The organism is Bacteroides sp. 2_2_4 (assembly GCF_000157055.1).
Lineage (GTDB): Bacteria > Bacteroidota > Bacteroidia > Bacteroidales > Bacteroidaceae > Bacteroides > Bacteroides ovatus.
The window spans coordinates 519,087-544,084 of the sequence record NZ_EQ973357.1 but is presented as its reverse complement, the minus strand read 5'-3'; the positions used below and the strand labels follow the sequence as shown (position 1 = coordinate 544,084).

Genomic DNA, 24,998 nt, shown 5'->3' with positions numbered 1-24,998 from the left:
AACTTGATTATCGTTTTATCCAATGTCGCTTTATTCATGTTTGTACCCTTTGCCTTATTCCAGTATCATTTCGTCAAAAAGGATTCTCGACACCTGTCCCGGCCGTACATGAGATGCCGGACAAACTCCCGGGCCTTTGGCTGTCACACGTACGTAACGCGCTTGTGTACCTCTCAGCTTCAACGGCAAGTTTTCTATAAAGTTTCCTTCACGAAAAATCTCTTCGGGCGTGAAACTCCGCATGGCAGCTTCGCAGAAACTAGAGTTGTCATCCGAAACTTCCACTTTCACGGACGACGGCTTATGGATAGCCATCCCATTGTTCGTGATGCAGCCCAATGTCAATGTGTTCAGCGTTTCCGGCTTCAGCAGGTCAATTGTAAAAGAGACGGAATCATTATCATTCCAAGTGCACCATTCGGAATCCGAATATTTCAAGCTTCCACGTATTCCGTTCGTCAGGAGCTTTACAGACGGACTGTCTCCCGATACAGGTTTGGCGGTAGCCAGGTTCCACCGGACAGGGAGTATCAATGTTTTTCCCATCTGCCTGCCTTGCGCAAAAGTAGCACTTTTCAGTGTAAGCGGCTCTTTTACAGGCACTATTTTTTCGTAGAGCGGTGAAGTTGCCGTAGGCTCGCTTCCATCCGTCGTATAATGTATCTCCATGTCGGGGCGGATACATTCCAGTTTCACTTCGAGCATCCCGTCGTTTGGAGTGACCGTATGCTGGATGTTGTACATCGAACGGGCGTAGACGATACCTTTAGCTGTCAGATGTTCATTATAGACATCCAGTCCTTTCAGGAATGAAGTCCAATCCTTGCGTTCTTTCTTCGTCCATGCCACTTCCGCAAGGGCGGCCAGACGGGGAAAGAGCAGATAGTCCACATCTTCCGGTTTGTTGCAGAACTCCGTCCATAGGGATGCCTGTACGCCTATAAGTAAGGAAGCATATTCCGGTTTCCAGTCCGCCTGCACAGGTTCGTAATCGTAGACGTCCTTCAGTGTGTTATTGCCGAAATAGGTCTGGGGTTCAAACCATTGCGGGCCCTGATAGCGGATCAGGTACATGATGCGGGCAGGAGTCATAATGAACCGGTGTCCTTTTTCAGCAGCTTTCAAGGCAGCCGCGCCGAGTCCGCGCCAACCTTGAATAATAACGCCTTCGGGCAGGAAACTGCTGTTTGTCAGTTCGTCCCAACCTATCACTTCGCGTCCCTTGCTGCGTACATAGTCGCTCATCCGTTTCATGAAATAACCTTGCAGATCTTCTACGTCGGCAAGATGCTCTTTGTTCATGCGCTGCCGGCAAAGCGGGCATTTCTTCCAGAATCCTTTCTGCGCCTCATCTCCTCCCAAATGAATATATCGCGAGGGGAAGATTCCATCACTTCGTCCAGAACATCTTGCAGAAATGTAAAGGCGCTGTCGTTTCCGGCACAGTAAATCACTCCCGAACTTCCTCCGCCCAAGCCCGGAATGACTCCAATGTAACTATTCACCACAGGGCAAGCCAGTTGCGGATAGGCAGCCAGTGCGGCGTTGCTGTGGGCGGGCATATCTATTTCGGGGATAACCTCTATCTGGCGGTCGGCAGCGTATGCCACCATTTCCTTGATGTCTTCCTGCGTATAGAATCCTCCGATAGGGGTCGGTTCTCCCGGTTCGGCGTTACGGCGGAAATAGAAAGGAACATCCATGCGGTTCACTCTCCATGCACCCACTTCCGTCAGGCGGGGATATTTCTTGATTTCTACCCGCCAGCCGTTATCATCCGTGAGGTGGAAATGAAGCGTATTGATTTTGAGCATGCCCATGCAGTCGATGATACGCAACACGTTCTCTTTGGGAATGAAGAAGCGGGCGGCATCCAGCATCAATGCCCGATAGCCGAAGCGCGGTTCATCCTGAATGGTTACCGCGGGAATGCTCCATTGGATATTCTCAACCCGACGGTTGCCTTCGACAGCCGACGGCAACAGCAGGCGGATGGTCTGCAATGCATAGAAAAAGCCTTTTATATCCGATGCTTTTACTTGTATCTGCTCCGGAGTAATCTCCAACTGGTAGGCTTCGCTTTTTAAAGAAGAGTCAGTCGTAAAACGGACATGACTCTTCTCACTGCTACCTATTGCCAACTGTGGGGTTATTCCCGAACTTCTCTTGAATAAGTTTATAAAGTTGCGGACGATGACAGCCTGCTCATGGTTCTCTACCGAAAACAAGGTTCGGGCGGAGAAGGTGAAGTTACCCTCGCCCGGCACGACCTGCACCGGACGGGGAACTATTGAAACAGGGGGTGATGTCAAGTTGTCCGCGCATGCACCCGATATGGATGCAAACAGCATACAAATGATTAAGATGTATTTCGTCATGGTTTGACAGTCAGTTTATTTATTAAAAAAATCGCAAGTACCTCTTTGCCCCTTTTTATTGAAGACTGAATAAGGCACTTGCGAAATTTGATTAAGGCAACTAAGAATTAATAAAACTTCGTTCCTGTATGCCTATTTCTACCTTGGTCATACTCTGCTACTGAAGATTTATTTATATAAGTACGAACCCAATCTATTTCCAAACGAGGAATAGCATTATTATCACGATCCCGTTCATAATTATCATAGCTTGCAAAACCAGAATCCCAGCCGGCATCAGGAGACCATACACCATTAACCTCAGTTCCACCTCCAAGCCCCCATTTATTAGGTGCTCCCATGGTAAGAATAAATTTCAACCCATTTAAGTTTTGTTCATCTGTAAAAGTCCAATAGCCTGCAGGACAATCAGCTTTTTTATAGCATACAGTCTCTTGCCCATTAATGCCCAGTGCGACTTCCGAATCAGAACGCCACTCAAACCAATAAATGTTCCATTCATTTATATTTATCGTATGATTTGCAGTTTGAGTTTTTTTATCGGTTCCTGAAATTCCCGTATGGAATGTCTGATGCGCTTTATTTCCTGTAACAGGACCTGTCGGATTTTCGAGAATATCAACTTCCGTGTAAGTATTATATTTACCCGACTCATCAGATATCAGCCAAATCCCCATGTTAAAGCCATTTTTCTCACCACGAAGCCGGGCACGAATTTCCATTCTGCAACCTTCTGATATTAACTGACTATTAGCTTTATATGTAGTATTAACTCCACATCCATAGAAAGCAGCAGTACCATAATCCCTATCTTTTCCTGCTGCCGGCCCTGTACCCTTCGACGGAACTTTCATTTCTATCATCTTCAGATATCCTTGATCGGTTATATTAGAGAATTGCACATTGACACAAGCCGCATGATTCTGTACAATCACCGTATTACGATCTGCCAAAAACAGAGGAACTTTATTACCCCATGAATTACCTGCACCATTAGTATTCCACATATCACCTGTATTTCCGAAACTATGGAATTCCCATGCATTGTAGAACTTCCAGCCTGCCGTAGCTAAATCTGTATTGGGATGCGGATCCAGTTCTTTCATTTCAACAACCTTATCATCTCCATATTGTGTCTTGGCTGCTGCCAACCTGCCACTTGAAGCAAATGCAATTCCCGGACGTTCGTAAACCCAACGTTCATCCAGAATCCCATCTCCCTTTTCAGCTTCGAGGTCCTTCATCGTAACTTCCAATGTTTCATTATCCAACGGATGAACTGCAGAAACGGTCGTAAAATTCAAAGTCAGCGTTTCCGTTTTAGTAGGTTCCATATTGTGTTTAGTTTTAACTTTCACTTCTGCAGATTTTTCTCCTGCCTTTATCGTCAATGTGGCGGGGGGTAACGTTACATAGAAATCTTTTTGCTCATCAGGTACAGTGATATGGATGTCCATATCATCCGTGACCGGCACAGGAACTTCTGCCAAAATAGTAAACTCATCACCTTCGTCAATAACCCTGTCCGAATTATTTTTTATTGATACAACTGTGTAATGGAGATCAGAAATAACAATCGATTGAGTTGGATTAGTCACCGTATAGCCACGTACAAACGACATTACATTCACATACAACTTTTGTTTGGGCTTAATTCCACTTTCTGTAATCGGTAGTTTTATATCAAAAGAACTGACTCCCTTCGGGAAGGTAACCATTGAAGGAAATGCTTTAAAGGCTGTCTTTGATACATCTTTTTCTCCGTCCTTAGCAGTCAGATAAATATCAAAATCTTCGTTTGTCACACGTTCCGGATTCTTAGCGTCATTCACTTTCAAAGTAAGGGTAAGCTCTTCACCCATTACAAAGCTCTTGGCACTTGATTCCACTATTAAAGGTACAGTTTCCGGCAGTGGTTCTACCGCATCGTCCTCGCACCCTGCAAAACCTATTGAAAGCAGGCAAACAGGTAAAAATGTATATAGTATTCTTTTTATCATAATTGTGTAATTTATTAAATTGAGATACTTATTCGCTAACATCTCCCCAGCCCGGATTCTGTTTCAATTCATGGTTTAATTGCAGTTCATCTGGTGGTATCGGTAATAAATAATCCCGGTTCAGGTCGAAAAGGTAACCCTCAGGCAAATATTGCTGTAACGGATCCATCCACCCGTCGTTATCTTTCAACACCAATTCCAATGATTCGCGCCCTTTGGGTGAAAAGCTTTTGTAAAGGACACTCTCTTCGCCCAGATATGCACCCCTGCCACGACCGTTGATTCCTTTCAATGTTCCGGCTTCCGCCCAACGCATCAGATCGTCCAGACGGAATCCCTGAAGTGCCAGTTCCGAACGTCTTTCACGACGAATTTCCTGTATCAAGGGAGTAAGCCCGGTAAATGGGAAATTAGCATCTGCTTGCGGCTCTATCCATGTCACGCCTGCTCTTTCGCGCAAGGGTTTCAATGTTTTGTTCAATACATCGTCGCTCCATTTGTCCAATTCTGCCGCTGCTTCAGCATAACAAAGTAATCCTTCCGCATACCGGAACAGGATAATGCCAGTCTGCGTATTCCCTTCCACATAAGTAGTGTCAATACCTAATCTGATATGGAATCCGGTAACACTCTTGCTATTACCGTCGCCGTTCAAGTTAGGAGAGACAATATCTTTATTCTTTTCTTTCATTTCATCATCAGTGCCTGTCGCATCATAAGCCCTCACATTCATCGGCTTATTGGAAGAAGAACCTGCATTAGAGCGATATTTACATCCGGTATGCATTACTGTAACGAGAAGTCTCGCATCCCGTCCCTCAAATGTTTCATTAAAATCCTTGAACTTCTCGTCTTTGGGATTAATAAAAGTTCCATCGGCATTTAAATAGTTATCCACCAATGACTTTGACAGGCCGGACGGTCCCTGGCCATCTACTGCTCCTGAAGCGAGTAAACCACCCAAATTATGAAAGACACCATCAGCCACTGAATACTTTTTCCACAGAACAGCTTCCGGTATTTGAGAAAGATCTTCCTTATTAAATAAGTGTGCAAAAGCATCTTCGGTATTTACATACTCCTTATCAGTGTCTTTCGTATTCAATGTCAAGCCAGCAGTAAAAAGTTGCTGGTCTCCCCAGTTCAATACTTCCTGAAAAAATTCCGTAGAATTGTCTTCCGTTGCAAACTTAGTACCTTTGTGGTATTTCTCCCACGAACCTTCATAAAGCGCCACCCGCATAGCCAAAATAGTAGCGGCCTCCTTACTGATACGCAGTCCCTGATATTTACTACGCGTAAATAAATTTGCACGTGCTTCCGGAATTTCACCGATAGCGGCCTTCAAGTCATTCAATATAAAACGGGCAACATCCGCACGCTTGGACGCAGGTTTCTGTAAGCCGGCTACCGTAGCGTTTTCATCCCAAAAATCATCCATTATAGGTATATCTCCAAAACGGGTGAGCAGGTAGAAATGCCAATAAGCACGCAAAAAATAGGCTTCTCCTCTAAGCGAGAGTACTTCAGCAGTCTCAAGTCCTGCATCAACTTTATAATAGTGAAAGAAGTAGTTGACATTACGCAGGTTCTGATAGCCTTTTTCCCAATCGGTCGAGCCACTGAACTGATTATTCTCACCATTCAGGCGTCTGTCATATTTTTCAGCCAAAATGTTATCGCTGTTCACCTCTTCACCACGGACACTCATTCCATATTGCGTCGGAGCCGGCAATGAAGTATATAAAGCATTGATATAGTTCTCTACTTGTTCGCGACCAGCCAGGAAGCCTTCGTTTTCAGGCATTGTCAACGGTTGCCGATCCAAAAAGTCGGAACAAGCGGACAACACCAGCCCTATAAAAGCAGTCAGTATAATTATTTTCTTTTTCATGATGTTCCTCTCTAATTAAAATGTGATGTCAATTCCAAATACAAAGTTCCGGTTCAATGGGTAAACTCGCCCGTTACCATTTGCAGTCAGCGGTGAAGTAAGGGCGGGAGCAGAAGCATTACTACCTCCTACCCAACCATTCACCTGATTCAGTGTTTCAGGGTCAAACTGTTGCGGCAACTTGGAAATTGTAAACAGATTATCGCAAGTGAAATATACTTTCAAATTACTCAAGCCAATCTTTTCCACCAATTGTGGTTTGAAAGAATAAGAGACTGTCAAGTTCTTCAGACGCATATAAGCTGCATTGAGTAAATAACGAGTTGTATTATAGCCTATATTCACTTCTTTGTCTTTAGAATTATCTGTCAGGCGTGGTAAATATCCATCAGGATGCCATGCATTGAAATAATCAAGATGCTCTTTGAAGTAACAATTTCCTCCATACAGGTAAGTAGCACCTGCCATCGGGAATTGTCTCTTGGCTACTCCCTGGAAAAGAGCTGATATTCCAAATCCTTTATAGCCTGCATTCAGATTAATACCGAAAGAATATTTAGGGGTTGTATTACCGATTACTTTCAAATCACCATGATCCGCCAAAGTTCCTTTTCCCGGGTCTACCTTCCCGTCACCATTGGAGTCGATATATTTTACGTCACCGCGTTGCCACTGGTTGTCAGCTTTAAAGAAGCTAAGGTCTACCGTTCTCAAATATTCATCCACTTCACGGTTAGTCATGAAAAGATCATTAGCTTCATATCCCCAAATCTCACCGATGTCCATTCCCTCATAATACCCTCTGTTACGTGCCAGACCGGTATGGTTATTGAATATCAGTCCTTCAGGATTATTATACTTCGTGACTACTGCCTTGTAATTGGATATATTAAAACCGACACCATAACTGAATCCGCATTTCAATTGATCCTGCCAATTGACGGACAACTCCCAACCACGATTACGGAGAGTCGCATTATTTACTTTTGCACGGTCGTCTTTACTGATACCTCCGATAGCCGGAATTGCTTCAGCCGGACCAATCATATCATGCGTTGTACGCTGGTAAATATCAGCAGTTATTGTCAGACGGTTATCCAATAACAGCAGGTCAAGACCTAAATTGGCATTATCCACCTTCTCCCAGGTAATATAAGGACTGACCATTTTCGGAGTTTTGGCAATCATTCCTTTGGCAGGAGTGGCGTTTACTCCCGGCAGTAACCAAGCATTGGATGAGTTTGACACCAAATCCATCACTCCAAGATAATCATACAATCCGGCGCCATTCTGATTACCCAAGCGTCCGTAAGAAACACGCAACTTCAACTGGGAAAATGGAAGATTCCATGATTTGAAATAGTTTGTGCGAGCTATATCATAACCGGCAGAGAAGGAAGGAAAGAATCCCCAACGGTTTCCGGGAGCAAAACGGGAAGAACCGTCATAACGTCCACTGAATTCCAGAAAATATGTCTCCTGATAATTCCAGTTCAACTTGGCATACATACCCATTGTGGACCAATGAGTACGGTCTTCACCGGCAGACAATGTACCATTGGAGTTCGCAAATGAATAAATATCACTACCTAAAATTCCATCCTTATAAGTGAAACCATTGGAGTTTTCCTGCAACTCCATCTGAAAACCTGCCATAGCCTTGAAGTAGTGTTCTCCCCATGTATGGACGTAAGATGTCGATACATTCGGAGAAAGATAATAATTAAATGCATTACCGCGAGTATAAGAACCCCATTTGGAATTCTTCCATTCCATACCCGGATATACATATCCCTGCTTGGTACCTATGTCAACCTTTAACTCTCCATCAGGTTTTTCTACTGTAGGGTATCCACGTTTGAAACTGTTGTCTTCTACATCAAAACGTACTTTCATTTCCCCTACAATATCCCAACCCGGTAACGGGGTAATGGTAGCAGCAAAAGACATTGCATCGGATATGCGGTTCTGTACATAATGGGATTCTTTTAGATAACGGAACTCAGAAGCATCATTATATTCCGAATCAATCGGATAATGAGTAGGAGCATTTGGTATTGTTTGTCCAAGAGTTCCATAAAAGATGGTCTGGTTGGCCATCGGCCTTTTAAGGATACTCAATGTTATATTATTATTGAAATTGAACTTCAACCATTTATTGGCTATAATCTGGAATTTCGTATTTACATTATATTTGCTCAGGTTATCATCTACCTTGTCAAGTAAACCATCCTGATAAGTGTAACCCAAACCTACATAATAGTTGAACTTTTCCGAACCTCCGGTTACACTCAGGTTATGTGAATGACGAATAGCAGTATCTTTAAAATAATAATCAAACCAATCTGTATTCGCATATACCGCATCCATTGAAGAAGCCCAGTCTGTCCCGTTTTGATTGGGACCTATACCTGGAAATTCTGCTGAATAGGGGTTCTTCATGAATCCTTCCATCTTCTCTATAAGAGCGTCAGAAAATTTATGATTCACGCCATCATTATCATTCCGTTCGTTCACATATTTAGCAAACTCAAGAGAGTTCATCATCTCCGGCATATTGATAGGTGAACTAAAACCTACTGTGCCTCGATAAGAAACCCGTGTCTTTTCCTGCCGACCACTTTTTGTAGTTACTAATACCACACCATAAGCGGCACGTGCACCATATACGGCAGCGGCAGAAGCGTCTTTCAATACACTAATTGTTTCGATATCATTTGGATTTACGTTCTGAAGGCTTTGTTCCACTCCGTCCACCAATACATAAGGCTCGCCCCCGTTACCATTAATAGAACCGACACCGCGGATATTGAACTTGATTTCCGCGCCTGTTTCACCACCAACGCCGTCAGGAGCTGCGTCGGTCACAAAATTCAGACCGGCTACATTACCTTGAAGGGCACTGGTCAAATCGGTTACAGGACGATTGACTATAGCATCGGAAGCTACAGTAGACACAGCAGCCGTAATGGTATTACGTTTCTGCTTGTCCATACCCACCACAACGACTTCATCAAGAAGTTTCGAGTCTTCCTTTAATATGAAACGATTACCTTCAAGTTTTGTCACTTTTACTTCGAGAGGAGAAAAACCGACATAAGAGATAGATAAGGTATTGCCGACTTTACCTTTGACAGAAAAGTTACCGTCAATATCGGTCAACGTACCTTCTTTTGCCCCTTTTACCATGACCGTAGCTCCAATAATGGTTTCCCCCTTATCATCCACCACTTGTCCTTTAATCATTTGTTGCTGCGCAAACGCTCCCGAAGGAAATAACAGGAGCATCATCAAAAGAACAACAAAGCAGCTTTGTTTCTTCATAAGCTTCTTTTTTTTCATAATACTACATTTAATAATAAAGATTCATATTTCTATTAGCTAACAAAATAAATCTCACAGGCATTAGATTTAAGAATGAAGAACCGGGATAACTTTTCCGACTAACATTCTTGTCACAAAGGTAGGGTAGCTTTTAAAAAGAGTTATTTTAAAAATAGCCATTAAATATTCACTTTTCACCAAATCAAACCATTTCATCGGGGGGAATGATTGTTTTTCAAAAAATTAGTTTAAAATCGGTACCATACTCTATAATATTACATTTCAGATGCAATAGGGTAATTATGGGAATATATATTGATGCATATATCTATGGAATAATCCATAAAATAGAAAAAGACGGACGATTTGTTTATTCTATACTCCGAGCCTTATCTATCGATTTGTTCGACACCGAGAAACGATGTGTTTCTCGGTGTCGAACACTTTGTTTCTCGGTGTGCAACAGGTCGTTGGTTTTAAAGGGAAAAAGATAAAAGATAAATATCTATATATCAATATATTACAGAATCATACTCTTCGTTTGGAATGTTTAAGAAATTTGTTTATCCATTTTAATAGGTTGAGTCATCTTTAACACTTATTTTATTACAATAATAATTACACATAACTGCTTTATCTTTTGTTCTTATGTTCTTCTGTCTAAAATATTTCCAGTCCACAGGTAAGCAACCATAAGCCCACGTGGTGAGTATATATGCCTACCAAGCTAAATATATAGATTTAGCGCATAAATTAGTTTATCATACAAAGTCTGGCAATCAGACAACTCTTTGTTGAAATAAGGGAATTACAGAGATATTTTGCCTAAAATGAGAAATGACAGTATAAATTGAGCTTATTTCTGCATGACTTCCTCCACCCGTTCCAGTTCCCATCCGCGAAACTGCATCACAATACAATGCAACTCGGTTCCGTGCACCATCTGACGCACCTTAGCACCAACGGCATAACCTTTTATTTGCTCTACAGCTTCTTGCCATTGGGCTTCGGCTTTCGCTTCGGAATCCTTGGTGGAGAGGTATTTCAGTTCGATGATATAGCTGTGCTTCACGTCATAGCGTATCAAGTCAGGCATAAGAAACAGGTCACAATAACCGTGATTCAATTCTAGTTCCGGAGCTATCAGGTAATAGGCATTTGTACTCAGGTAAGCAGTAAAGAAGCCTTGCAAGTTGCGCTCGCCTTCGATGGAGCTTCGCACGGAAGAGTTTTCCTTGTAGGCATGAGCAATAAATTCCATCGTTTCACGCCAATGACCTTCGTAAGCCATTTCATAATACATCAAGCCAAGGTCATTCAGATTGATATGCCGGTTATCCTGATATTCTTCCAACAGAAATTCGTAATACTGCTTACGCACGTTATTATTGGGAATACTCAACACCAGATAGTTGCCCCGAGTAGCAGTGATGGTAAGCATACCGTAATAAAAGAGCAGACTGGGAAAAATCTCCGGCTTGGTGATATCAATAGCGGGAAAGGTAGTCGTCAATGTGGTGATAATCTGCCCCTCTTCGGTGATTTTGCGCAACACGCCTTTGCGATTACCGTCCAATTTGTCCAAACGGATGAGTTTCTTCATCTTGTTGTAGTCAGTACGGGTGTTGGGGTCTATCATCTCTTTGGGTGATTTGCCCAAATCCATATAGTTGCGCAAATAATAGAGCACCATGTCACAATTGAACATCTTCGGGTCACGTTCCAGACTTTCTTCGGCAAAACAATAATTGTCATACCACGGACGCATTTCCTCTATCATCGCACTTATATCCACATTGCCCGGCAACTGTCTGGCATCCTTATAGTATTGGAGCATCTCACGCACATCCGTTTCACTGAATCCCAGCATCATATTAAACTGGTGCTTGGTACTGATATTCCAACCGATATTAAATCCGCTAGTCAAGTCATCCAACGTCACGGGGCTGACACCGGTCATAAAGATGCGCTCAAACATACCTTTGAACTTCTTGAAGATTTCACGGTAAAAGCCGCTAGCATGGGTCAGCGCATGATAGACTTCCTTGCCCTGCTCATTCAACACCACATTGGTGAAGTTATCATATTCATCAATGATAAGATAAAGATGCGCTCCGGTTTCAGCCGCATGAAGATTCAGATAATTCAGTTTACTTACAAAATCGGGCTGTGCTTTCATCTCCTGAGCAAATCCCGGAAAATAATAAGATTCATAGGACATACCGAACAAATCCATGACCATACAGCAGTAACGGTCGAAGTTCTCGGCCAACGTACCACTACCACCGCTGGCACGGGAAAAGTCAAGAAAGAGTATCTGGAAAGTCCCTTGCAGCCGTGTAGGGCGACTGCCTATCCATAGATTGCCGAAGCGTTTATCGAACTTTTCTCTTTGAGCGATGTCATAATAAGCCCGGAGCATACTCAGAAAGATGCTCTTGCCGAAGCGGCGGGGACGGATAAAGAACAAATTACTGGGTTGCTCTTCCAACAAAGGCAGATAGATCGTTTTATCCACGTAATATTGGTTCTGCTCCACCACTTCCACAAAGTTGGAAACTCCATAAGGGATTCTTTTTACTTCTTCCATGATTTGTTCCTTTCTTTAGTTCTCATATCTATGAGGATAATACAAAAGTAGCATATTTCAGCAGAAAGAACAAAGAAAGGGAAAGAAAGTTGAAAGATTGCCGCATTGAAGTGACAGACATAAATCCTTTTATTTTTTCATGCTATTAGCCGGATGAGATTTATAGCAGAAACTGTTTAGGTAATAACTGTCATAAAGAAAGTTGCATTATTGAAACAAAGCGGGCTGCCACAGGAAATGGATTCATCATCGTTGCTTTCTTACGGACCTTATCTATAAACATGTTCATTTTGGTCGATATTACAATGAGGTCCTTATGCCCTTCGTCATACAGTTTCTCATTAGAAACATCTTACTACCTACACAAAGAAGCACTTTTGGTGATTTTTAAAAGCTTATTGGTTATAATCGAAAGCAGGCCGTTCGCTGAAATCCTAAAAAAACAATACCTTTGCACATCACATTCCTTATAAATAATACATCTTATGAAGAAACTCTGCTTCCTTATTTTTTGCACTCTCTTTTCACTCACTGCATCATCAATAGAAACGGTGGATTATACACAAGGACTTTCCATATGGTTCGACACTCCCAACAATCTCGACGGACAAGCTGTCTGGCTACGCGCTTCGGGCACAGGGGCGAATCCGGACAAGACATGGGAAAGCCGTTCGCTACCCATCGGGAATGGTAGTCTGGGAGCAAATATCATGGGCTCCATATCCGCGGAACGAATCACACTGAATGAAAAGACGCTTTGGAAAGGTGGACCGAATACCGCCAAAGGCGCCGAGTATTATTGGAACGTAAACAAACAGTCGTCAGGTGTACTGAAAGAAATCCGGCAGGCTTTCCTGGACGGGGATTCTAAAAAGGCGGGGTATCTCACGCAGGAAAACTTCAACGGGCTGGGAGCTTATGAAGAAAAAGACGAGACTCCGTTCCGCTTCGGTGCTTTTACCACGATGGGAGAGCTTTATGTGGAAACCGGACTCAGCGAAATCAATATGAGCAATTACCGCCGCATCCTGTCGTTGGATTCGGCGATGGCTGTGGTGCAATTTTACAAAGACGGGATACGGTATCAACGTAAATACTTCATATCCTATCCAGACAGCGTTATGGTCATGAAGTTTACTGCCGACAAAGGCGGAAAACAGAATCTTGTACTTAGCTATTGTCCCAACAACGAAGCAAAAAGCCATCTGGAAGCAGATGGAAACGACGGATTAGTATATACCGGCGTTCTCAATAACAACGGAATGAAATTCACTTTCCGAATCAAAGCTATCCACAAAGGGGGAACACTGAAAGCAGAAAACGACCGGATTATTGTGAAGGATGCTGACGAAGTGGTATTCCTGCTTACGGCAGACACCGATTATAAGATGAACTTTGCCCCGGACTTCAAAGACCCGAAAGCCTACGTCGGCAACGACCCGTCACAAACGACTCTGGCTATGATGAACAATGTCCTGAAAAAAGGTTATGACGAGCTTTATCGTAATCACGAAGCCGATTATACCGCACTGTTCAATCGGGTACGTTTTGAAATTAATCAGGAAATCGGCAGTCCCAACCTGCCGACCTACAAACGACTGGCTAACTATAAGAAAGGTACGCCGGACTATCAGCTCGAACAATTATACTATCAGTTCGGACGTTACCTGCTCATAGCCAGTTCACGCCCCGGCAATATGCCCGCCAACCTGCAAGGATTGTGGCACAACAATACCGACGGCCCGTGGCGGGTAGATTACCACAATAATATCAACATTCAAATGAACTACTGGCCTGCGTGCCCCACCAATCTTCCGGAATGTACATGGCCTTTGATAGACTTTATACGTAGTCTGGTAAAACCTGGCGAGAAAACAGCGCAAGCCTATTTCAACGCCCGCGGGTGGACAGCGTCCATCTCTGCCAATATCTTCGGATTCACAGCTCCCTTATCCAGCAAATCTATGGCATGGAACCTGAATCCTACTGCCGGTCCGTGGCTGGCAACGCATATATGGGAGTATTATGATTATACGCGTGACACGAAATTCTTAAAGGAAATCGGCTACGACCTTATCAAAAGCAGCGCACAGTTTGCGGTAGACCACTTGTGGCACAAGCCCGACGGGACTTACACCGCCGCGCCTTCCACCTCTCCCGAACACGGTCCGGTGGACGAGGGAGTCACTTTCGCGCATGCCGTAGTACGTGAAATATTACTGGACGCTATTCAGGCAAGCAAGGTACTCGGAACGGACGCCAAAGAGCGCAAGCAATGGGAAAACGTATTGACCAAACTCGTTCCGTACCGCATAGGACGCTACGGCCAGTTACTGGAATGGTCTACCGACATAGACGATCCGAAAGATGAACACCGGCACGTCAACCACCTGTTCGGATTGCATCCGGGACATACCATCTCTCCCGTGACTACCCCCGAACTTGCACAGGCAGCCAAAGTGGTACTGGAACATCGCGGAGACGGCGCTACCGGCTGGAGCATGGGTTGGAAACTCAACCAATGGGCACGACTGCAAGACGGAAACCATGCGTATAAACTGTACGGCAATTTGTTGAAAAACGGTACGTTGGATAACCTCTGGGATACCCATGCGCCTTTCCAGATAGACGGAAACTTCGGCGGTACGGCAGGAATAACCGAGATGTTATTGCAAAGCCACATGGGATTCATCCAACTTCTTCCCGCTTTGCCGGATGCCTGGGCAAACGGCTCGATAAGCGGAATCTGCGCCAAAGGGAATTTTGAGGTTTCTGTCTCCTGGAAAGAGGGACAACTGGAGAAAGCTATCATTCATTCCAAATCCGGGGTTCCCTGCAACGTAAGATACGGAGACAAGACGCTCAAGTTCAAGACCGTAAAAGAGAAGAAATACGAAATCACTTTAAAAGGAGACAGGTTGACCGTTCTATAAAGAAGGCATCTGTCATCACAAACAAATCTGCTTCACATGAAAACAAAATACGCTGTTCTGTCAAGCCTTTTCTTTATCATACAGTTAATCGGTGTTCTCCCTCTCCGGGCAGAACACTATTACTTTAAACAAATCTCTCTGAAAGAAGGGCTGCCGTCCAACGTGCGCTGTATTCTCCGGGATGAGCAAGGATTCGTATGGATAGGCACCAAATCGGGACTGGGAAAGTTCGACGGGCACGAACTGAAAAGATACAAACACCAAGCAAACGACCCGAACTCGCTTCTCCACAACCTGATTTATCAGATTGCCGAAGACAAGCAACACAATATCTGGGTACTGACTGAAAAAGGTATTGCCCGCTACCAACAGCAGAGCAACGACTTCACGTTCCCCACGGACGAGGACGGGAAGAATATCACCGCCTATTCCTTCTGCCTTGTCCCGGACGGAATCCTCTTTGGCGGCAAAGACAGGATTTACAAATATAGTTATGACGATTCTTCTCTCCGGCTTCTGCAATATTTCAACGCCAACTCTTTTAAAATCAACGCTATCAGTATGTGGGATTCAAAGACGTTGTTTTGTTGCAGCCGTTGGACAGGCATATACCTCGTAGATCTGCATACCGGAGAGCACAGACGCCCCCCTTTCGACTGCGGGCCGGAAATTACCACTATGATGACCGACAGCCGGAAAAGAATATGGATTGCCCCTTACAGCGGCGGACTACGCTGCTACTCATACGACGGCAAACTACTGGCTTCGTACTCCACCCGCAACTCCGCCCTCAGTAACGACATCGTCCTAAGCCTCGCCGAAAGGGAAGGGCAACTGTGGATAGGAACGGACGGCGGCGGAATCAATATCCTCACCCCCGAAACTGGGGAAATCTTCCAACTGGAATATATCCCGGGACGTGAAAACTACTCTCTCCCCGCCAACTCTATTCTCTGCCTGCACAACGACCACAACAACAATATATGGGCAGGAAGCACCTGCAACGGATTGATCAGCATCCGGGAAGTGTTCATGAAAACCTACACCGACGTAGTCCCCGGAAACGACCGCGGACTAAGCAACAGCACCGTGCGAAGCCTTTACCGCCAATCGCCCGACAGTATCTGGATTGGTACGGACGGCGGCGGTATCAACCTCTTTAACCCGCGTATCGAGAAATTCACCCATTATCTTTCTACTTGGAACGATAAAATAGCGTTTATCAGCGGATTCACTCCCGGAAAACTACTGATTTCCCTTTTCTCCAAAGGAGTATTTGTATTCAATCCCGCAACCGGGGAGAAACAACCTTTTACCATTGTCGACAAAGAAACGACGACGCAACTTTGCAACCGGGGAAAATCGGTCAACTTATACCAGAACACCCCCAACACCGTGTTATTACTGGGCGACCATGTCTACCAGTATCACCTGAAAGAAAAGAAATTCGACAAGGTCACCGGAGAAGAAGGGAAAAGTATTGTCGGCACGCTCGTCCCCTTCAAGCACGAGAACAATCGGACTTATATCAACGACTTCAAACATATCTACGAACTGCATGACGGGGATTCCTTGCTGAAAACAACCTTCGAATGTTATCAGGATACCGTAATCAGTTCGGCGTCACACGACGAGCACGGTGATTTCTGGATAGGAAGCAATTTTGGCCTTATCCACTACAACCCCGTTTCCCAAAAGCAGACGCACATCCCTACCAACCTGTTTACCGAAGTCAACATGGTGCAATGCGACCAGAGGGGCAAAGTATGGATAGGTGCGGATAATCTGCTTTTCGCCTGGCTTATACAGGAACAGAAGTTCGTTCTCTTCGGAGAGTCGAACGGAGCTATCCAAAACGAATATCTGCCCAACGCCCGGTTGGTAAACAATGAGGGGGATGTCTATATCGGCGGTGTAAAGGGTATGCTGCGCATTGACGGCCAACTGCTGCTGAATACATCGGAAATGCCGGAACTGCAACTGTTGGATATTATCATCAATGGTGAGCCTGCACAGAACAAGCTATATAGTCATCCGGCAGCAATCTCTGTCCCATGGGACAGCAATATCACCATCCGAATCATGTCGAAAGAAGAGGATATCTTCCGTAAGAAAGTCTACCGCTATCGGATAGAGGGGCTGAACGACCAGTATATCGAATCGTACCAGCCGGAATTGGTAATCCGGTCGTTACCACCGGGCAATTACAAGATTATGGCTTCATGCACAGCGAAAGACGGCAGCTGGATTCCCAACCAGAAAATACTAGAACTAACCGTACTTCCGCCATGGTATCGCACGTGGTGGTTCATTCTCGGTTGCACCATTCTCATTGCCACCATAATCATCGAAACTTTCCGCAGAACATTGAAACGTAATCAGGAAAAACTGAAATGGGCGATGAAAGAGCATGAGAAACAGATGTACGAGGAAAAGGTACGTTTTCTTATCAATATCAGCCACGAACTACGGACTCCGCTGACGCTGATTCATGCGCCACTCAATCAGATTTTGAAGTCGCTCTCTTCCGGAGACAGCCAATATCTGCCGTTAAAAGCCATCTACCGGCAGGCACAACGGATGAAGAACTTGATTAATATGGTGCTCGACGTGCGGAAAATGGAAGTAGGGGAGAGTAAACTGCAAATTCAGCCTCATCCGCTCAATCAATGGATTGAACACGTTTCGCAGGATTTTATCAGTGAGGGGGAAGCAAAGAATGTGCATATCCGCTATCAGCTCGACCCACGGATAGAGAAAGTCAGTTTCGATAAGGACAAATGCGAGATTATCCTAAGTAACCTGCTTATCAATGCTTTGAAACACAGTCCGCAGGACACGGAAATAACGATTGCTTCGGAACTGCTGCCCGAAGAAAACCGGGTGCGTATCTCCGTCATCGACCAGGGATGCGGACTAAAGCAAGTGGATACGCACAAGCTCTTTACCCGCTTCTACCAGGGAACGGGAGAACAGAGCGGAACAGGAATCGGCTTGTCTTACTCCAAGATTCTGGTGGAACTGCACGGCGGCTCTATCGGCGCACAGGATAATGAAGAAACCGGAGCCAGCTTTTTCTTTGAGTTGCCGTTGAGGCAGGAACCGGAAGAAATCATCTGCGAGCCAAAAGCTTATCTGAACGAGTTGATGATGGATGATAACAGCGGGCAGCCGTCCGCGAAAGAGGTATTCGACACCACTCCATACACTATTCTCGTAGTGGATGACAATCCGGATATGACAGACTTTCTGAAAAGAACGTTCGAAGGATACTTCAAACGGATAATTATCGCCGGAGACGGGGTGGAAGCCCTTCAACTGGTCAGAAGCCATGTCCCTGATATTATAGTCAGTGACGTGATGATGCCTCGGATGAACGGGTATAAACTTTGTAAAACGATTAAAGAGGATATCAATATCAGTCACATCCCAGTCATTCTGCTAACTGCCAGAGATGACAGGCAAAGCCAAATAAGCGGTTATAAGAATGGAGCGGACGGCTATTTAAGCAAACCTTTCGAAGTGGAAATGCTAATGGAACTTATCCGCAACCGGTTGAAAAACCGGGAATATACCAAGAAAAGGTATCTGAATGCAGGATTAATCCCCACTCCGGAAGAAAGCACCATCAGCCTGACAGACGAAACATTCCTGATTAAACTGAATAGTATCATCCAGGAAAATATAGAAAATTCCAACCTGGGCATCCAGTTTATCTGCCAGGAAGTAGGATTGGGCCGTTCTTCGCTTTATAACAAACTGAAAGCACTTACAGGCATGGGAGCGAACGAGTATATCAGTAAGCTCCGTATAGAAAAAGCTATTACATTGATATCCGGCACGGATATGCCCTTCTCTGAAATTGCAGAGAAAACCGGGTTTACCACTCCGAGTTATTTCAGTACGGCTTTCAAGCAATATACCGGGGAAACACCTAGTCAATATAAAGAAAGGAAAAAGAAAGGTCTGGCTGATAAATAATACCATCATTATTCTTTATGCTGGCTGAAGTTTCCGGCTGCAAGCCAATTCGCCGCATATTGACCGATATTGACCGATTAACAAACGGGCTGCCACAGAATCACTTCTCCGGCAGCCCTTCTTTCATTAAATTAGAAAACAGAGAGTATGATACAGTTTATTCCTGACCTCCTCCTAAAGCACGGTATAGGTTAATTAAACTTTGTATTTCAGTAAAATGATTGGCCGTCTGCGAGAGTTGCGCACTAAGCAACGACTGCCGGGAGGTAAGCACTTCCAGATAGGTTGTATTACCATGCTCCATCAACAGAGTAGTGCTTCGCAGAGCCGTTTGCAGGGAAGTGATCTGTTTATCCAGCAAGATTCTTTTTCCCTGACAGGTTTGATAGGCAATCAACGCATCATTCACCTCACTACCGGCATTGAGCAACGTTTGCTGAAAACCGAGCGCCGCTTCTTCCTGTTGCGCACGGGCAATGCGGTATTGTGCCACCACCTGTCCTCTGTTAAAGAGCGGCTGCGTAAGCGAACCTACCGCCGACGCGAGAAACTTGCCCGGATTGATAATCATCGCCCCGGCGGAGTTTGTCCATCCGGCACTCCCGCTCAAAGTGATGGAAGGATAGAAAGCCGAACGTGCCGCATTGGTGCCATAGAACGCCGCTTCCAACGTCCGCTCTGCCGAACGGACATCCGGACGGGAAGAAAGCATCCGTACAGGAATTCCTATCGAGAAGTCGGCAGGAAACTGTTGCTTTGCCAATACACCACGCTCATAGTTGCGTGGCGTCTCCGCCAATAATAAGGCAAGACTGTTCTCCACCTGACTGATCTGCTGCTGCAAATCGAGGACCGAGCCCTGCACCTGATAATAGGCCGCCTCCATCTGCGACACAGCCGATTCGTTTGCCAGTCCCGCATTCATTAATGCACGGGTAGACGCAACGGTTTCTTTCCATGCCTCTTCCGTCTGGCGGGAGATGTCGAGTTGTTCGTCCAGCATCAACAGGGTATAATAGGTATTGGCGATACCTGCTATCAACTGCGTACGGACTGCCTGACGGTAATCCTCGCTTTGAGCATAAAGCGCTTTCGCCTGTTTCTTGGAGTTGCGCATACGCCCGAAAACGTCCAACTCCCAACTGGCAGTAACGGGCAACGAATAAGTCTGCGTAGCCTTGTGCGTATCGAAACTGCTCACTGTTCCCTGCGGAGCAAGCGCAAAAGCGGGTAGAAAAGCAAGTTTGGCGGACATCAGTACGGCCTGTGCTTCTTCCACACGGAGCTGGGCAGACTGATAGTCGGTATTGGTCTGCAATCCCACTTCAATGAGAGACTGCAAATAAGGGTCGGTGAAGAGTTCCCGCCAGTCCATATTACCCAGACCGGCAGTGTCTTCGGTCACCACTTCCCCGCCGTAAAGATCGTCGGGAACGACAGTGGCGGGTTCGTATTTGGTATAGATGCCACAACCGCTCAACGACAGACTGATGGCAACTAATGTGATGATATTCTTCTTCATTCTTTCTTTCATTTATTTACGTTCGCGTTCAACTTCACTCTTTTCTTTCTCTAAAAGCACCTGCACATCTGGTTCCTCTTCCATCGGTTTGCGGATTTTCTCCTGCAAAAACTCAAAGATGATGTAGAAAACCGGAACGACAAAGAGCAATGCCAGTGTCCCGACAGCCATACCGCCCACAACACCCGTACCCAGCGAACTGTTGCCATTGGCACCCGCACCGGAGGAGAACATCAGCGGAAGCATACCGAAGATCATCGTCAACACCGTCATCAGGATAGGACGCAAGCGGACTTGTGCGGCAGAGTAGGCAGACTCCACGATACCCATTCCCTTGCGGCGACGTTCTATGGCGTACTCCGTAATCAGAATGGCCGTCTTAGCCAGCAAACCGATCAACATAATCACACCCGTCTGCAGATAGATATTATTCTCCAACCCGAGTATTTTGGCGAAAAGGAACGACCCCATCAGCCCGAACGGCACGGAGAAGATAACGGCAAACGGTATGAGGAAACTTTCGTAAAGACAGGCCAGAATCAGATAGATAAGGAAGATACAGATGGCGTAAATGAAAACCGTCTGCGCACCACCGCTACTTGCTTCTTCGCGTGCCATACCACCATATTCATATCCGTAGCCTGCCGGCAAAGATTGCGCAGCCACTTCTTCAATCACTTTCTGCACCTCGCCGGAGGAGTAACCGTCGGCAGGATTCACATTGGCGGTGATGGTGCTGTAAAGATTGAAACGGTTGGCCGTTTCCGGTCCCAGCACTTGTTTCAGCGTCACGAACTGGCTCACCGGAGCCATCTGCGTACCATTGCGTACAAACATATTATTCAATGCCTGCTCGTCGAGGCGGTATTCAGGCGAAGCCTGCATCATCACACGATATACTTTACCATACTGGTTATAGTTGGAGATATACGCGCCACCACAATAACTGCCCACCGCATCGAGCACCGCACTCGGCGAAATTCCTGCACGCTTACATTTGGCAGCATCCACTTCCACCGATATCTGCGGGAAGTTGATAGCATACGATGTATAAGCCATCGCTACCTCCGGACGCTCGTTCAGAGCACCAAGGAACTGTATAGCCGCTTCATAGAACGTAGCCAATTCTCCACCCGTCATGTCCTGAAGGTTCAGTTCGAGGGAGTTACCCATACCGTAACCCGGAATCATGGCAGGCTGGAAGCTGAATACCTGCGCTTCCTTTATCGCCTGGAATTGTCCGTTGAGGCGTGACACCACAGCATCCGAGCTATGCTCCTTGCCCTTTCGTTCGCTCCAGTCTTTCAGGCGGATAATCATCGTACCGTACGAAGTTCCCTGACCGGATATCAGTCCGTATCCTGCTACGCGGGCGTAGTGTTCTATTTCGGGCGTATCTTTCAGGATATTTTCCAAGCGGTCCATCACTTTCGTGGTTTCTTCGAGCGTACTTCCCGGTGAAATGCTGACATTCACCATAATGACACCCTGGTCTTCCTGCGGCACAAGTCCCGTTTTAGTGGTACTCATCAGGTAAACCAGCAAGGCAACGGCAACAGCCAGTGAAGTCCACACCATCCAGCGATGGCGGATGAAGAACATCACACCTCTCTTATATTTACCCAATACGGCATTGAACGAAGCATTGTAAGCTGCACGTACCCGTCCGTTGATGCTCTTGGCGCTCTTGGTTCCGTCCGACGGACGCATCATGATGGCGCACAAAGCCGGACAGAGTGTCAAAGCCGAAATCATCGAAATACCTACGGCAGTTGCCATCGTGATACCGAACTGTGTATAGAACACGCCCGAAGTACCTCCCATGAAGGTTACAGGAATAAACACAGCCATAAATACACAGGTATAGGAGACAATAGCCATCGTCACATCGCCCATTGCATCTTTTGTGGCAAGATAGGCAGACTTATATCCGGCATCGAACTTAGATTGCACGGCCTCTACCACCACAATGGCATCATCCACCACCGTACCGATGGCAAGCACCAGCGCAAACAGTGTCAGGATGTTCAGACTGAAACCCGCAGCCACCAGACAGGCAAACGTACCCACCAACGACACAATGATAGAGATGGAGGGAATCAGCGTACTCTTCAGATCCTGCAAGAAGAAATAGACCACGAGGATGACCAGAATGATGGCAATAATCAGCGTCTCCACCACATTATGTATGGAAGCGAAAAGGAAGTCATTGGAACTCATCATCGTGACGAACTCCGTTCCTGCCGGCAGATTCTTCTCCATCCGCTCTATCTGCGCAGTGATTTCTTTGTTGACAGCGGTAGCATTGGAACCAGCTGTCTGGAATATCATATAAAGAACGGCCGGCTGACTGTCCATCTCACTGCGGAAACTATACGTCATCGTACCCAGCTCCACCTCTGCCACATCTTGCAGGCGAAGTATGGAACCGTCTTCGCGCGAACGGACAACCGTGTTCCGGAATTCTTCCACGCTTTTGAGGCGTCCGCGATATTTCATCGTAAACTGGAAAACATTCTTCGAGCTCTCGCCCAATGCACCAGTGGGAGCTTCAATGTTCTGCTCACCCAATATGGCGGTAATGTCCGACGGAACCAGTCCGTATTGCGCCATTCGTTCCGGTTTCAGCCAGATACGCATACTGTATGTATCACCCAGCTCCATCACGTCTCCCACTCCTTCGATACGTTTAATCTGCGGAATGACATTGATGTCCAGGTAATTGGCAAGGAACGTCTGGTCGTATCGACCGTCCGTGCAGACCAAAGCACCAATCTGCAAGAAGCTGGTCTGCCGCTTCATCGTGCTGACGCCGACTTTCGTTACTTCAGCCGGAAGCAATCCCTGCGCTTTCGCCACACGGTTCTGCACGTTGACTGCCGCCATATCGGGGTCCGTGCCCTGCTTGAAATAAACCTGTATAATAGCCAAACCTGCATTGGAAGCACTGGAACTGATGTACATCATGTCTTCCACACCGTTGATACTCTCCTCCAGTGGCATGATGACACTGTTCATCACTGCCTCGGCATCGGCACCCGTATAACTGGCAGTTACGTATACCGTTGGAGGTGCAATGTCAGGATATTGCTCCACCGGCAGCGTGAAGAGCGAAATAAGCCCTATGGCCAGAATCAGTACGGAGATGGAGATAGCCATCACCGGCCGTTTTATAAATATATTTCCTTTCATAATCAGTCTCCTTCTTATTTAACTTGCATGCCTTCGCGTACCAGTCCGGCGCCTTCCGATACAATTTCATCACCTGCTTTCAGTCCGTCCAGCACCACATATTCGCGTCCGTCATTGTTTGCGGCCACTGTTATCAGGGTAGATACAGCCTTCCCGTCCACTACCTTATATACAATCGTCTTATCCTGCATCCGCACGGTGGCCGTCTGCGGAATAGCGATACAGTCTTTATAAATGCTCGGCACTACCACCGTGCCCGATGCTCCGCTATGAAGCAACCGCGATTCGTTGGGAAACACCACGCGCGCCACCACAGTACCCGTTTGCCGGTCGATGACGCCGCTGATGGATTCGATGACACCTTTCTTATTATAAACCGAATTATCATTCAGGCGTAATTCCACTTCCGGCATGTTCTTCAACGCTTCGTCCATGTCGCCATACTGGCGGGTGAGGGCAAGCAACTGATTCTCGGTCATGGAGAAATAGACATACATATCCGAGTTGTCGCTGACCGTAGTAAGCGGATAGGGCATATTGGCACTTACCAATGCGCCTGCACGATAAGGCAATGCACCTACAACTCCGTCACTAGGACTTTTCACTTCGGTATAAGAGAGATTGTTACGGGCACTGATCTCTTGTGCTTCAGCCTGCGACAGTTGAGCTTTGGCGGTGAGGTAAGAATTCTCGGCCGTTTTCAGGCTGAATTCCGAAACTACTTTCTGCGCATACAGTTCTTTGTTGCTCTTGTAGGTCAGTTCGGCAGTACCCAGTGCGGCACGTGCTGCTTCCATATTGGCAATGGCGGTTTTGAGTGCGGCCTTGTAAGGAACTTGGTCGATAATGAAAAGCGATTGCCCGCGGCGCACTTTCTGTCCTTCGGCCACACAGAGTTTCTCAATCGTTCCCGACACCTGCGGATAGATATCAATATCCTGCCGCCCACGTATGCTCGCCGAATAGGAAGAAGAAAATTCCTTATCCACCGCTTCTATCTGCATTACTGCATAAGAAGAAGATTTCACTCCCGCATCCGATGCTTGCTTGCAAGATGCCATCCACACTGTACAACCGACAATCCCTATCAGCCGTATCCATTTTTTGCTTACTGTAATCATACTTTCTCTTTTGGTCTTTTGTTAAATCCTGGACAAAAGTAGGAGAAAAGAACAAGGCAAGAG

The 24,998-nt window shown here is 45.9% G+C and carries 9 protein-coding genes and 1 pseudogene; 2 read left to right on the top strand and 8 right to left on the bottom strand.

Going from position 1 to position 24,998, the window contains the following annotated elements:
• Positions 1-54: 54 nt before the first annotated feature.
• From BSCG_RS19555 to BSCG_RS19575, 5 genes and pseudogenes are all read right to left on the bottom strand, one after another.
• Positions 55-2,378: pseudogene (locus tag BSCG_RS19555) on the bottom strand (family 20 glycosylhydrolase).
• Between the two features lie 107 nt (positions 2,379-2,485).
• Complete coding sequence (locus tag BSCG_RS19560) at positions 2,486-4,378, bottom strand: DUF5006 domain-containing protein (protein ID WP_008775378.1); 1,893 nt, start codon at positions 4,376-4,378, stop codon at positions 2,486-2,488.
• Between the two features lie 28 nt (positions 4,379-4,406).
• The gene (locus tag BSCG_RS19565; protein WP_004312055.1) at positions 4,407-6,272 is read right to left on the bottom strand and encodes a RagB/SusD family nutrient uptake outer membrane protein; all 1,866 of its coding nucleotides are present in this window, start codon (positions 6,270-6,272) and stop codon (positions 4,407-4,409) included.
• A 15-nt stretch (positions 6,273-6,287) separates the two neighbouring features.
• Positions 6,288-9,614, bottom strand: coding sequence for a SusC/RagA family TonB-linked outer membrane protein (locus tag BSCG_RS19570; protein ID WP_032849393.1), 3,327 nt, complete (start codon positions 9,612-9,614; stop codon positions 6,288-6,290).
• Between the two features lie 838 nt (positions 9,615-10,452).
• A complete protein-coding gene (locus BSCG_RS19575; RefSeq protein WP_004312058.1) occupies positions 10,453-12,186 on the bottom strand; it encodes an ATP-binding protein in 1,734 nt (577 codons plus the stop codon).
• A 485-nt stretch (positions 12,187-12,671) separates the two neighbouring features.
• On the opposite strand from BSCG_RS19575, the gene BSCG_RS19580 reads away from it, so the two are divergent.
• Entirely contained in the window at positions 12,672-15,119 is a 2,448-nt protein-coding gene (locus BSCG_RS19580; protein WP_008775376.1) for a glycosyl hydrolase family 95 catalytic domain-containing protein, read from the top strand.
• Positions 15,120-15,155: 36 nt separating this feature from the next.
• Entirely contained in the window at positions 15,156-19,100 is a 3,945-nt protein-coding gene (locus tag BSCG_RS19585; protein ID WP_008775375.1) for a hybrid sensor histidine kinase/response regulator transcription factor, read from the top strand.
• 157 nt (positions 19,101-19,257) lie between these two features.
• Here BSCG_RS19585 and BSCG_RS19590 read toward each other — a convergent pair whose 3' ends face one another.
• From BSCG_RS19590 to BSCG_RS19600, 3 genes are read right to left on the bottom strand one after another with little or no spacing between them, the layout of a single operon-like run.
• On the bottom strand, positions 19,258-20,622 hold the full coding sequence (locus BSCG_RS19590) for an efflux transporter outer membrane subunit (RefSeq protein ID WP_008641485.1): 1,365 nt from the start codon (positions 20,620-20,622) through the stop codon (positions 19,258-19,260).
• A 12-nt stretch (positions 20,623-20,634) separates the two neighbouring features.
• Complete coding sequence (locus BSCG_RS19595) at positions 20,635-23,814, bottom strand: efflux RND transporter permease subunit (protein ID WP_008775372.1); 3,180 nt, start codon at positions 23,812-23,814, stop codon at positions 20,635-20,637.
• A 14-nt stretch (positions 23,815-23,828) separates the two neighbouring features.
• Positions 23,829-24,935, bottom strand: coding sequence for an efflux RND transporter periplasmic adaptor subunit (locus BSCG_RS19600; protein ID WP_008775371.1), 1,107 nt, complete (start codon positions 24,933-24,935; stop codon positions 23,829-23,831).
• Positions 24,936-24,998: the final 63 nt, after the last annotated feature.